14 protein-coding genes are annotated in these 13,128 nt (G+C 38.5%); 5 read left to right on the forward strand and 9 right to left on the reverse strand.

The window, feature by feature from the left end:
• Positions 1 to 6 precede the first annotated feature (6 nt).
• Entirely contained in the window at positions 7 to 1,350 is a 1,344-nt protein-coding gene (gdhA, locus tag AS4_RS15820) for an NADP-specific glutamate dehydrogenase (RefSeq protein ID WP_096734794.1), read from the reverse strand.
• Between the two features lie 345 nt (positions 1,351 to 1,695).
• Here gdhA and AS4_RS15825 point away from each other — a divergent pair, with 345 nt between their 5' ends.
• Together AS4_RS15825 and nth are read left to right on the forward strand one after the other, a co-directional pair.
• Positions 1,696 to 2,499, forward strand: a complete 804-nt coding sequence (locus AS4_RS15825; protein WP_004823183.1) for an RnfABCDGE type electron transport complex subunit B — start codon at positions 1,696 to 1,698, stop codon at positions 2,497 to 2,499.
• Entirely contained in the window at positions 2,496 to 3,173 is a 678-nt protein-coding gene (gene nth / locus AS4_RS15830; RefSeq protein WP_034612511.1) for an endonuclease III, read from the forward strand. The genes AS4_RS15825 and nth overlap by 4 nt, the downstream gene beginning before the upstream one ends.
• Positions 3,174 to 3,291: 118 nt before the next feature.
• Here the strand turns inward: nth and AS4_RS15835 are convergent, their stop codons facing one another.
• The 5 genes from AS4_RS15835 to AS4_RS15855 form a co-directional block, all read right to left on the reverse strand.
• Entirely contained in the window at positions 3,292 to 3,642 is a 351-nt protein-coding gene (locus AS4_RS15835) for an SH3 domain-containing protein (RefSeq protein ID WP_096735550.1), read from the reverse strand.
• Between the two features lie 188 nt (positions 3,643 to 3,830).
• Positions 3,831 to 4,046: a hypothetical protein gene (locus AS4_RS15840; RefSeq protein WP_004823188.1), complete on the reverse strand. Its 216-nt coding sequence runs from the start codon at positions 4,044 to 4,046 to the stop codon at positions 3,831 to 3,833.
• A 90-nt stretch (positions 4,047 to 4,136) separates the two neighbouring features.
• Entirely contained in the window at positions 4,137 to 4,790 is a 654-nt protein-coding gene (adk, locus tag AS4_RS15845) for an adenylate kinase (protein ID WP_004717260.1), read from the reverse strand.
• An 83-nt stretch (positions 4,791 to 4,873) separates the two neighbouring features.
• Positions 4,874 to 6,190, reverse strand: a complete 1,317-nt coding sequence (locus AS4_RS15850; RefSeq protein ID WP_004717262.1) for a hypothetical protein — start codon at positions 6,188 to 6,190, stop codon at positions 4,874 to 4,876.
• A 61-nt stretch (positions 6,191 to 6,251) separates the two neighbouring features.
• A complete protein-coding gene (locus AS4_RS15855) occupies positions 6,252 to 6,791 on the reverse strand; it encodes a hypothetical protein (protein ID WP_096734795.1) in 540 nt (179 codons plus the stop codon).
• Between the two features lie 347 nt (positions 6,792 to 7,138).
• Between AS4_RS15855 and mrdA the strand changes: the two genes are divergently transcribed.
• Positions 7,139 to 9,208, forward strand: coding sequence for a penicillin-binding protein 2 (gene mrdA / locus AS4_RS15860; RefSeq protein WP_096734796.1), 2,070 nt, complete (start codon positions 7,139 to 7,141; stop codon positions 9,206 to 9,208).
• 4 nt (positions 9,209 to 9,212) lie between these two features.
• Positions 9,213 to 9,761 (forward strand): 16S rRNA (guanine(966)-N(2))-methyltransferase RsmD, encoded by a 549-nt coding sequence (rsmD, locus tag AS4_RS15865; RefSeq protein ID WP_035371214.1) that lies wholly within the window; start codon positions 9,213 to 9,215, stop codon positions 9,759 to 9,761.
• Between the two features lie 213 nt (positions 9,762 to 9,974).
• Here rsmD and AS4_RS15870 read toward each other — a convergent pair whose 3' ends face one another.
• Both AS4_RS15870 and AS4_RS15875 read right to left on the reverse strand, forming a co-directional pair.
• The gene (locus AS4_RS15870) at positions 9,975 to 10,184 is read right to left on the reverse strand and encodes a hypothetical protein (protein ID WP_096734797.1); all 210 of its coding nucleotides are present in this window, start codon (positions 10,182 to 10,184) and stop codon (positions 9,975 to 9,977) included.
• A 138-nt stretch (positions 10,185 to 10,322) separates the two neighbouring features.
• Positions 10,323 to 10,802 carry a hypothetical protein gene (locus AS4_RS15875; protein WP_227548093.1) on the reverse strand — a complete coding sequence of 160 codons (480 nt, stop codon included), beginning with the start codon at positions 10,800 to 10,802 and terminating at the stop codon, positions 10,323 to 10,325.
• 516 nt (positions 10,803 to 11,318) lie between these two features.
• Here AS4_RS15875 and AS4_RS15880 point away from each other — a divergent pair.
• The gene (locus AS4_RS15880) at positions 11,319 to 12,080 is read left to right on the forward strand and encodes a 3-oxoacyl-ACP reductase (RefSeq protein ID WP_096734799.1); all 762 of its coding nucleotides are present in this window, start codon (positions 11,319 to 11,321) and stop codon (positions 12,078 to 12,080) included.
• Between the two features lie 149 nt (positions 12,081 to 12,229).
• On the opposite strand, the gene sucD is transcribed toward AS4_RS15880, so the two are convergent.
• Positions 12,230 to 13,120, reverse strand: a complete 891-nt coding sequence (sucD, locus tag AS4_RS15885; RefSeq protein ID WP_004717274.1) for a succinate--CoA ligase subunit alpha — start codon at positions 13,118 to 13,120, stop codon at positions 12,230 to 12,232.
• Positions 13,121 to 13,128 lie beyond the last annotated feature (8 nt).

Consider the following 13,128-nt stretch of genomic DNA (forward strand, 5'->3'; position numbering starts at 1 on the left):
CTGAGATTAGAACACGCCTTGCGCTAACATTGCATCGGCAACTTTGACAAAACCAGCAATATTTGCACCATTTACATAGTTCACTGTGCCATCAGCTTGAGTACCGTATTTCACACAGTTACGATGAATTTCTTTCATAATTGCATGTAGGCGCTCATCCACTTCTTCAAATGTCCACCCCAAACGAATCGAGTTTTGTGACATTTCAAGACCAGAAGTGGCAACACCACCTGCATTTGACGCTTTACCAGGTGCATAAAGAATTTTTGCTTCTACAAATTTTTCTACAGCTTCTAGTGTTGAAGGCATATTGGCACCTTCAGCAACACAGATTACACCATTGGCAAGCAGTACATCTGCATCTTCTTCATTTAATTCATTTTGCGTTGCGCATGGCAATGCAATATCACACTGAATTGACCAAGGGCGTTGACCTTCTAAATATTCAAAACCGTGTTTTGAAGCAAACTCAGAAATACGTCCACGTTTTACGTTTTTAAGTTCCATCACTTCAGCAAGAAGCTCATTGGTAAAGCCATTTTTTACATGTACTGTACCGTTTGAGTCAGATAATGAAACCACTTTCGCACCTAAGTACATGGCTTTTTCTGCAGCAAACTGCGCCACATTGCCCGAACCTGAAATCACCACAATTTTATCTTTGAAGCTTTCACCACGAGTTTTTAGCATTTCTTCAGCAAAATAAACTGTACCAAAACCTGTTGCTTCTGGGCGAGCCAAAGAACCACCGAATGATGAACCTTTACCCGTAAATACACATGAAGTGTCATTACTGAGCTTTTTCATCATACCCGCCATGTAACCCACTTCACGGCCCCCCACACCAATATCCCCTGCTGGAATATCTGTATTAGAACCAAGATAACGGTAAAGTTCGATGATTAATGCTTGGCAAAAACGCATGATCTCGCCGTCTGATTTGCCTTTCGGATCGAAATCAGAACCACCTTTACCACCGCCCATAGGCAGTGTGGTCAAGGCATTTTTAAACGTCTGCTCAAAACCTAAAAATTTTAAAATAGAAAGATTTACAGATGGGTGAAACCGCATGCCGCCTTTAAATGGACCAATAGCAGAATTATATTGAACACGAAAAGCACGGTTAACTTGAGTTTGACCCTTGTCATCTACCCATGAAACACGGAATTGAATCGCTCGTTCTGGCTCAACAAGACGTTCAAGCAAACCGTGCTCAGCATATTCTGGGTTTTTCTCAATAAATGGCCACAAACTGGTCATAACTTCTTCCACAGCTTGTAAAAACTCTGGTTGATTTGGATCACGTGCTTTAACGTAATTTAAAAAGTCATTCAGGCTATTATATTTCAACGCTCATTCCTCAGCAGAAAATGATACAAAAAAGGTCAACCCTTTTAATAAAATGATAAATTTTGGCGCAAAGTATTTAATCCCTTTTGTATATAATCCACAACCTTTTTTCAAATGTTTTTTCAAATAATATTTAAATTCAATATGATAATTTCTAATCAACCCCAAATAAAATGTCAATTTGTTGGCGTTTTTAACCAAAAAATATTCGATATTTTGATCTAAATTAGCGCATTTTTAGCGCCAAATTAGAGCAAAGATTTTCACTACAAAACATGCTAAAATTGCAAAATATTCTTCGCTTTTACCAAGCATTTGTTCATTTTTCTTTAAAGTTTTATTCACATGAATTCATCGCTTTCCTTCATTCAGCAAATAGATGCCATTTTGCCACAAACACAATGTGGACTCTGTGGTCACCGTGATGGGTGTCTACCTTATGCAAAATCTATTGTAGAAAAAGGCGAAGAAGCCAATAAATGTGTGCCAGGTGGGCAACCTGTTGCAGATGCGCTTGCGGATATACTCAATCGTAATAAACTCATTGCTGAACCAAGTGTCTGGCCAATTCAAAGCGATGGTCGTCCACAACGCATGAAAGCCATTATTCGTGAAGATGAATGTATTGGTTGTACCAAATGCATCAGTGCTTGCCCTGTAGATGCCATTATTGGTTCTGGTAAACTGATGCATACCGTACTTACAGATCTATGCACTGGCTGTGAACTATGCATTGCTCCCTGTCCAGTAGATTGCATTGATTTAGTTGAAGACATTCAGCCAATTCCAAATGACGAACAACGTCTCTTAGAACAAAATGACTTACGTGGTCGTTACTATGCACATATTCAACGTGAAGAAAAGCAACGCATCCATCGTAAAGGCCCTGTGGTTCGTGCAGAAATTGACACTGAACTCTTTGCACAAATAACACAGCAGAGTCAGGCTTTACCTACAATTGAAATCAATCAGCCCACAATAAAAAATCCAATTGTTACAGATGCGAAAACCACCATTGAATTGGCTAAGCTGCGGACTCAAATTAAAAAACTAGAGAAACAATTGAGTGTTCGAGCAGATGAAAATAAGCAACATCAATTAAATGAATTGATTCAACAGTTATCTGTTTTGCAAGAGGATGCATCATGACTGTAAAGAATATGACCAAAAAGCAAATTCAGATTTTCTTTGAACGATTACGTGAGCAACGCCCAAATCCTAAAACAGAACTCAATTATTCAAACCCGTTTGAGTTACTTGTCGCCGTTACCTTATCGGCTCAAGCCACAGATGTAAGTGTCAATAAAGCCACTGATAAGTTATTCCCTGTCGCCAATACTCCTGAACAGATTTATGCATTGGGTGTAGACGGTTTAAAGCAATATATTAAAACCATCGGTTTATATAATGCCAAAGCTGAAAATGTGATTAAAGCCTGTAAAATTCTGATTGAGAAGCACAATAGCCAAGTTCCAGACAATCGTGCTGATTTAGAAGCTTTACCCGGCGTAGGTCGTAAGACTGCCAATGTTGTACTGAATACCGCCTTTGGTCAGCCTACAATGGCTGTAGATACGCATATCTTCCGTCTTGGCAATCGCACTGGACTAGCAGTAGGTAAAAACGTGCTTGAGGTCGAACATCGTTTAATTAAAGTGATTCCAAAAGAATTTATTATAGACTCGCATCATTGGTTAATTTTACATGGCCGCTACTGCTGTATTGCACGTAAACCCAAATGCAATGAATGTATTGTGTCAGATGTTTGTAATTGGCCTGATAAATATGAGTTTGGCGCTGCACGAGAAGTCAAAACAAAGTAGCAAATAAATGAGAGGTTTTAGCAAAGCATAATCATCGTTTAATCAAGATTATGCTTTGTCATTTTTCTGAGGAAGTTATTTTCTAAAGAAACAGCTAGAATCTTAAAATAGTTCTCAATCAAATCTGACTTAACACCTCTAAGGGCACCCAACCAGATTGATTATCAGATAATCTGCTACACCAAATCCAGCCATTTAGTTTTTCTTCTCCATCCAATAGATCACCATGATCTACATTGAGTTCTTTCGCTGTGTAATCTGCTATTGCATGGCCTTTATGCTTATTGATCCATTCAATGATTTGAGTAGGAACCCACCCCTCTAATCCATTGTCGACTGTGCAGAAATACCAATTGTCCCAATTCTCCGAGCCTTGATACTTTTCGCCTATGTTTAACAAAGTCCCCTTTGAAAAATGAATAGGCTCTAAATATTCGCTACGATGTGCTGCTATGGCAATCAATTTCATTTGGACAGTCTTCTTATAATATGAATGCTGTGAATTTAGCATGTAGATGGATAATCAAAACACTTAGAATTAATTGTTTACACATCTCAATTATACAAATTCATCAGTTAAATTCATCAATTTGGAAGAATGAAGCGCGATGATAGATAAGGATTAATTTATCCTCAGCATGAATCTCCCTAATTATTTTACTTTTTATTTTCCAAATCTTTCTTTAACTTTTCAAGCCGTTTCCACTCTTCAGCCACCTGTGGATGCACTTGGTAATTGCCTGATTTTCTCATTTCACGGCGTTGCTGAAGCTCTTCTTTTTGTGCTTTGCGTAGCAATTTAAAGCTCATATACAATAAGCCCAAAAGAAGCAATATACTCAAAATGACCAAGGCAATTAATACAAACTTCACTCTCTACGCCACTCTTGCAAAAAAAAGAGACCTAATATGAATCAGGTCTCTGTTATTGTCAAAGCTTAAAAAAATGCTTTGAATGCGGTCTTATTTATCTAAAATCGCAAATAAATCTTTTTGGACATCTTCTATTGGACGTAAACCGTTCAATTTATTATAAGTCGGTGCATTTTCCCCAGAAGCTGCACGTCCTTGATAGAAACCAACAAGCTGTTCAGTTTCATTATGATAAGAGCCTAAACGCTTACGAATCGTTGCTTCTTCGTCATCTGGACGTTGCACAAGATCTTCGCCAGTTTCATCATCTTTACCTTCCACTTTCGGTGGGTTATAAATCGTGTGATAAACACGACCAGATGCTGGGTGCTGACGACGACCAGAAAGACGTTTTACGATTTCTTCGTCTGGTACTTCAATTTCGATTACATGGTCAATGCTAATCCCTTCGTTCTCTAAAGCCTCAGCTTGAGGAATCGTACGTGGGAAACCATCGAAAATACAACCATTTACACAATCAGGTTGTGCAATACGTTCTTTCACTAAACCGATAATAAGCTCATCAGATACTAAACCACCTGATTCCATTACACTTTTAGCTTTAAGACCTAATTCAGTACCTTCACGAATTGCAGCACGGAGCATATCACCGGTTGAAATTTGTGGGACATTGTAGCGCTTACAGATCAACTGAGCTTGTGTACCTTTACCTGCTCCAGGTGGTCCGAGTAATATAATGCGCATAAAAAAACATCCTCATTTAAAACAATATGTATGATACCCTTTGCCATGACAAATTAAAACTTATCATCGTAATGGCATCAAATTTATAAGAAAGCCACAAATAAATGTATTAGACCAGCAAAAAATCCAGTCACACCACCGAGTACAATCAAAATCCATTCGTCTTCCTGAAATGCAGGACGTAACAGGTTTTGAAACTCTTTTGGGGTTAACTCTCTAATCCGCTCTTTAAACATCTGAAAAATTTTCTGTGCACGGCTCGCATTAAACGCAGGGTCGCAAACAGGCACCATCGTAATTTCAATTGACCGATCAATCAAGTCTGTCTTGAGTTTTGCATACTCTTTTAGTCCTAAAGACAATTGTAAAGAGGTCCGAACCAATGGAGTTTCCATAATTTCGTTAATATGACGCTTTACAATACGACGGGTTTTTTCTTTCTTAGGACCATACATCATTTCAGTCATGATTGATTTTAACGTAATCAAATCTTCAGTCACGACACTTGCAAAAACATCTGACACTTCTTCTTGGCGTTTCATAAACGCACCCTGAACATTATAAGTGCCAATTCTTGGAATAACAGGTTTAATCCATGGAAATTTTCGATCTTTTGTCCGTTCAAAAAATTGTGGATAGCGTACGTAATGTGGCTCTACTGGGTTGAAAACCATCCAGATTGCAATCCAGTTGGTTAAAAAGCCCCAAACTGCTGCAAAGAAAGGTACCGTCCAATGTTGTGGTACAAAGACATAAACAAACATTTGAAAAATACCAAAGAAACTCCCGATTACAGCACTAATATGCCAAATAAAGTTAATTTCTTTTTGCCCAACTTTTAAAAACATACGGACCATCAAACGGCGATCGCCTTCCATTTGAGTCACGACCATATCCCGCATATTGACCAGTGACTCGACGTTCATGGTCAGTTCGGTCACGAGTTCTCTTAAGACACCCGGCAATTGTTTATGCGCTTGACCATAAATTCGACGTTTAATCGAATAAGGTAAATTTTCCCACAAAACAGCATTACGATCTAACATCACCTCATCAATCAAATGCTCAAGCTCAAAACCGACTTGTTCACCGATAATCCGAGCCATATCTTCAGGGTCCATTGCATCTAAAAATTCACGCAAAGAACCCAGTTTGGATAATGTATTGTCTGTGATGATGCCTGAAATTCGCCCAGCTTTACGTGGCACAATCCCTTGCCAACCCACGGGTAAGGGACCAATATGAAATCCCCAGAACGTGATTGGATAAAATACCATTTTCAGTGCCATCCAAACGTGTGCCCACGTTACAAAGGCTGTCACTGGGATGATACTTAAAATGGCAAGATGATCAGGTCGAGCTGTAAAAGCGTGCCACAAACCATTAACGTATTCCAACATGCATGACTCTCGTATTTATTTCTATTTGCGGTCGAAGGATATGGATAAAATCATAAAAACTTTAGAACCCGACACTTAAGGTATAAGCAAATTGTATTTGTGGACGAGTTTCCAGGACCATATCTCCATTTCTATTATGAAGTTCACTACCTGCACCCATCCCCACACTAAATGTACTTATACGCTCTTTATTCAATAAAACATAAGATAAATCGGCACCACCACCATATTGGACTTCATCACTTCCGTCCACTTTTTTACTTTTAAGTGTTCCGCCATAGACCCCAAGATAGAATCCATTTTTATCTTTACCATTTAATACTACAGGAATTCTATAGCCGACTTGACCAGCAAATTCATGGTCGCCATTATAAAAAACACCTAATTTAGTATACGCAATTCCATAAGGATTTACCCATTCACCATTCGCATGGACCATCTGTTGCGTTACACCCGCACCGATATTCCATTTAGAAGCATCTTCAGGCTTAAACTTTGCCTCTGGTAAAATTCCCTTCATATCTGGCAAATAATCTTTAACATCAGCATGCGCGAAATTTCCGACAGCTACTAACATTAATAAGGGAAAGATTTTTTTCATTATTTTCTCCATTATCCCTAATCTTAACTTAGGTCGAATCTATTTATCCTTAAGGCTCGACTTTAACAGAATTATTTTGGCACTCATATACAAAACGCTATAAATTTAATGTCGCTAAGGTCAAATCCATACAGGCTCTGTTGACAATTTCTCAATGTTTACAACGATGCGTATTTTTCAGGTGAAATATCAACGGACCTGCATTCGGCATAACAAATTTGTTGCAGAGACTGAGTTAAAATATATTTTGATGAGTTATTTGTGTTTTTTAATTTTTAAGACTCAATCTGGGGTAAAATGTTTGACCCCTAAATTCACCCATCTTTAAGTACTAAAGCCGACGACGTATGAAGCAGCAGTTTCCTCTAAAAAATGTCCAACAAGAAAAACGCATCTTTCGTAGTCGTGTCTTTTTTGCGATTGGTATTGTTTCATTTTTTATGTGCCTTCTAGTTGCACGCTATGCTTATCTGCAAATTTTTCATCATCAAGAATTTAGTGAAGCATCAGATAAAAACCGTATTCGACTCCAGCCTATCGCACCAGCACGTGGCTATATTTATGATCGTAATGGGATTTTACTGGCAGATAACTACCCTGTTTTTACTGCAACCCTGAGCAAAGCTGATGTCGAAGATATAGATGATACGGTTAAGCGTTTAATTCCAATTTTAAATCTGAATCAAGAAGATATTGACCGTTTTAATAGCCGAATTAAAGCCTCTAAAAAAACAGAACGTGTCACCTTAAAGTTAAATCTAACAGAACAAGATATTGCGCGCTTTAGTGAAGTCAAGTTTCAATTTCCGGGTGTTGATATCGAAACGCAAATGACCCGCTATTATCCACATGGTGAGCTATTTGCCCATGTTATTGGCTATGTGGGTCGTATTAACGATAAAGAGCTCAAAGCAATTGATAAAGATAGTTATGCAGGAACCAACCTGATTGGGAAAATTGGTGTAGAGAAATCCTATGAAGATTTACTGCATGGTGTTCCTGGTTATGAATCGATTGAAGCCGATGCACATGGTAATGTCTTACGTCATTTAGGTCGTAAAGAGTCAACTCGAGGCAATGATTTATATCTTTCACTCGATTATGGTCTGCAAACCATTGCAGCAGAACAGCTTAAAGATCGTCGTGGTGCAATCGTCGCAATTGACCCACGTACTGGTGAAATATTAGCACTGGTTTCAAGCCCAAGTTTTAACCCGAACTTATTTGTGACTGGTATTGGACACGCTGACTATACGGCTTTACGTGACAACCTAGATCAACCACTCTACAACCGTGCAGTCCAAGGAACCTATCCTCCTGGTTCTACCATTAAACCGATGGAAGGCTTAGGCGGAATTCACTTTAAAACAGTAGATTGGGGAACTACAATTTCCGATCCTGGCTATTTCCATTTACCTGGCGATTCACATAAATTCCGTGACTGGAAAAAGACTGGACATGGCTCAGTCAACTTACATAAATCGATTGTGGTTTCTTGTGATACTTACTTCTATATCTTGTCTTACCAGATGGGTATAGATCGCATGAATGAATGGATGCGCCAATTTGGTTTCGGTGAAAAGACAGGGGTTGATTTACCAAGCGAAAGTACAGGCCTATATCCAAGTCCTGAATGGAAAATGCGTACCCGTAAAAGCAAATGGCTCAAAGGTGAAACCATTTCGGTCAGTATTGGACAAGGTGCATTTACCGCGACCCCATTACAACTGGCGATGGCGACAGCAATTACCGCCAACCATGGTGCACATGTCACACCACATGTATTACGTGAATCCAAAGGGGCAAAAAAGCATGAAGTACTCAATGCCCCGACTGGAAAAATCAACTTTAGTGGTACTGATGAAGACTGGATTAAAATGCGTGATGCAATGGTTGATGTTATTCAAACAGGTACAGGTCGTGGTATTCGTACACCAATGTACCAAATCGCAGGTAAAACGGGTACAGCACAGGTCAAGAGTATTGCCCAAGGCAAGCGCTATAACGAAGCTGCACTGACATCAAGACAATTAGACCATGGTTTATTTGTTGGTTTTGCACCTGCTGAAAACCCTGAAATTGCCATTGCGGTGATTTGGGAAAATGGTAAGCATGGTGGTTCTGCGGCCAAGATTGCTCGTCCTGTGTTTGATTACTGGTTGCTGACTCGCAAAAAGAATCCAATTGTACCGTTGAACCATCAAGTCAGTGGTGGCTTAATGACAGCTGGCATCAAACCGGGTGAACTACCAAGTGGTGATGTTTCACTTGCGGCAGATCCAAATGCCTTGCCTAAACCGAAGCCAAATACACAGACCAATACGGCTAGCCAAAACCGTGTACCAGCTCAAGGTCATAATACGACCACGGCTCAACCCACTCCCCCACCTGTACCTGAGGCTGATATCAGTGAATAATAAAGTGAAAAACCAATTACGTATTATTGGTGGAGAATGGAAACGTCGAGTTCTTCCTTTTGCTGATATCGATGGTTTACGTCCTACCCCTGATCGTGTTCGTGAAACATTGTTTAACTGGCTGATGTGGGATATTCAAAATGCCAAAGTCTTAGATCTTTGTGCTGGTTCAGGTGCTTTAGGATTTGAGGCACTTTCACGTGGTGCACGTCATGTCATCATGATTGAACCCAATGCCACGCAAGCTAAATTTTTAAAAGACAATATTCAGTTGCTTAAAGCTGAAAACTGTCAGCTGAAAATTCAAACTGCACAACAAGCCTTATCCAATTTAAATGAACAGTTTGATTTAATGTTTTTAGATCCACCCTATAGTTTAAATTTATGGGATGAATTGGCTCAAAAAGCGGATCAATACTTATCCGATCAAGCATTGATTTATGTAGAAGCAGATCGTGGCTTAAATCAACTGAATTTACCCTCAACATGGCAATTACAGAAACAAACCAAAGCTGGTGTAGTACAAGCAGGTTTATTTAAAAAAATAATATAGGGTATTGTTCTCGTGTGGCATGCCCTACAAAAAATACGCTATTGCCTACACAAATATATTTAAACTTTCAATGTAAAATGCGGCAGTGCCACCCTACAAAGATATAAATTAGTTTTTAAAAAAATATATGAGTTACTTCATTCATATATTTTCAAACAACAAGATAGAAAAAAATGGGCATGCATTGCCCATTTTTATATTTAAGATAAAGAATTAACGCCCTTTCCAATTCCAGTCACGATCATTGCGATCTCGGTCATAACGATGTCGATCATCATCACGACGCTGATCCCAGCGATGATCCGAATCATGTCGCTGATCATAACGACCATGACCACCTCGATGACCATCATCAAATGGCGCAACAATACAGCCGGTTAATGAAATAGCAACTACACCCAACACAATAACTTTGTTTAACATGATGACTCACCTCTTCATCTCATTTTGTTTAAGTTAGTCTGTTAATGTGTAGTGCTAAACAAGCTTATGTTTCAAGTTGTAGTATTTCCCCCATGATTTCTTCATGGAAATAAAAAATGATCGATAAAATATTTATGGTTAATAGGTCAGCGTTCTAATCCAAAACAGACGCAATAATTGCCCACGATCATAAGGAAAACTAGAGATGTATTCATAACCCACTTTGTTTAAAGCATTTATCTTAAATTCAATACCATAACCAAAAGAAAGATAAAGCTCACTTGACGCAGGATTATCATTTGAAGGATTGAGCAATGATGTCTTTAATTGTTGTACATTATAAGCAGTATAATTAAACACCCGAATACGCTCATTTTCATAAAATTTATTGGTTAAAATTGAATAATCTGCCAATTCATGCTCATGCTGTTCTGCTAGTCTTTTTTGCAACTGATCTTGTTCAAAAAAAATATCATTCCGCTCAGTGATCATTTCAGTATCACTTAGGCTATTTTCTTGATTTTCAATTTTAAATAATTGCTCATCTTGCAATTGATCTGGTTGTCCTAATAATTCATCTTGATACTCCACAACTTGATTTTGTGCCTCTTCTGCCATAAGTGCCAGATCATCAAAAGCATAAACATTTGAGTTTATAAAAAATATATACATGACCATTAAATTGAGCAGGTAAATAGGTCGCATGTTTGGTCTAATCAATTCATCATTTTTATCGGAGTTATACCAATCAAAAAACAAGATGGTTGTCTCCTCTATTTGTTTATAAGTAACTTAAATGATCAACCTAATTGTAGCCTACATATAGATCAGAATGGGTGGAGTACATCCAATATAAAATGCGTTTCATTTTAATTATAAATAATATGATCAATATGTTAAACCAATCCACTATCATTCTTAGCCATCATTTCATCGATAGGATTTAAAAAGTTTAATTATTTGAATCTTCATATGTAATTAATGCACTAAGATGCTTAAATTCCTCTAGATATTTTTTATATTTTTCATCTTGATTCGGTGCAATTGATAAACTTTGTAACTCATCTCTCAATCGAAGAGTCTGATCGATAAAAGTGCTAAAATTAAATTGATATCAAATGAGTTGATTTGAACATGGAAATACGAGATCAAATTATTCTAGTGACTGGTGGCGCACGTGGTTTAGGACTTGCAATTACCCATGCTTTGATTCGTGAAGGCGCAAGAATTGTAGTGAATTATTTCAATAGTGAAGAATCCGCACAACAACTTGCTAAGGAACATGCCGAACAGGTTTTTATTTACAAAGCAGATGTAACCGATGCAGATCAAGTCAACACAATGTTTAAAAAGGCAAAACTGCATTATGGACATGCAATCACCTCAGTGATTAATAATGCGCTATTGGCATTTAAATTTGATGGTGATCTACGTCCAAAAGTTGAAACACTGAGCTGGCACAGTATGCAACAGCAATTGGACAGTGCAGTAAAAGCCGCTTTAAACACCACCCAAGCTGCACTAGAAGATATGAAAAAAGATCATTTTGGTCGAATCATCAATATTGGAACCAATCTTGTGCAGAATCCTGTGGTTCCTTATCATGATTATACTGCGGCTAAAGCAGCACTTTTGGCCTTTACCCGCACAACGTCACACGATTTAGGTCAGTATGGCATTAATGTAAATATGCTTTCAGGTGGTCTATTACGTAAGACTGATGCCAGCAGTGCAACACCTGATCAAGTGTTTGATTTGATCGCTGCTTCTACGCCCTTACAAGAAGTCACCACCCCTGAGCAGTTTGCAGATGCCGTGCTGATGTTTTTATCACCGTGGTCACGCGCTGTAACAGGACAAAATTTGATTGTGGATGGTGGTTTAGTCAAAGGCTAATCACAGATCCCCCATCTTATATAAATCTCCTTTATCTTGATCACAAGATTAAACGCTAACAATCAAGAAGCGACAACCAATACTCTACAACCAATAAAAATGGGAGCCGATTGGCTCCCATTTTTTAGCTTAAAAATTTAAACTTTAAATTAAACTAAGCCTTTCTTTTTTAAGACATCAAACATAGTTGAACCAAGTTCAGCTGGGCTACGCGTATATGCCATACCCGCTTTTTCAAATGCAGCAAACTTCTCTTCAGCAGTACCTTTACCGCCAGAGATAATCGCTCCTGCGTGACCCATACGCTTACCTTTAGGCGCTGTTACACCCGCAATATAACCAACAACAGGTTTAGTCACATTAGATTGAATATATTCAGCAGCTTCTTCTTCCGCACTACCACCAATTTCACCAATCATGATGATTGCTTCTGTTTGTGGATCTTCTTGGAAAAGTTTTAAGCAGTCAATTTGGTTCATACCTGGAATCGGATCACCACCGATACCAATACAAGTAGACTGACCTAAACCAAGCTTAGTCGTTTGAGCAACTGCTTCATAAGTCAATGTACCAGAACGAGAAATGATCCCGATTTTACCTGGTTGATGAATATGCCCTGGCATAATCCCAATTTTACATTCGCCTGGTGTGATAATACCTGGGCAGTTTGGACCGATTAAACGCGCATTATTACCATAAGTTTCAAGGTAACGTTTCGCTTTTAACATGTCTAAGGTTGGAACACCTTCGGTGATCACCACGATTAACTCAATACCAGAATCGACTGCTTCAACAATTGAATCCAGTACAAATGGAGCAGGTACATAAATTGATGTTGCATTTGCACCCGTTTCTTTTACTGCTTCACGCATTGTATTGAAAACAGGTAGACCAATATGAGTTTGACCACCTTTACCCGGTGTTACGCCACCAACTACTTTTGTACCGTATGCAATTGATTGCTCAGAATGGAATGTACCATTCTTACCTGTAAAGCCTTGTACCAATACTTTTGTGTCTTTATTAACTAATACGCTCATGATTGATA

This window comes from Acinetobacter guillouiae, assembly GCF_002370525.2.
Lineage (GTDB): Bacteria > Pseudomonadota > Gammaproteobacteria > Pseudomonadales > Moraxellaceae > Acinetobacter > Acinetobacter guillouiae.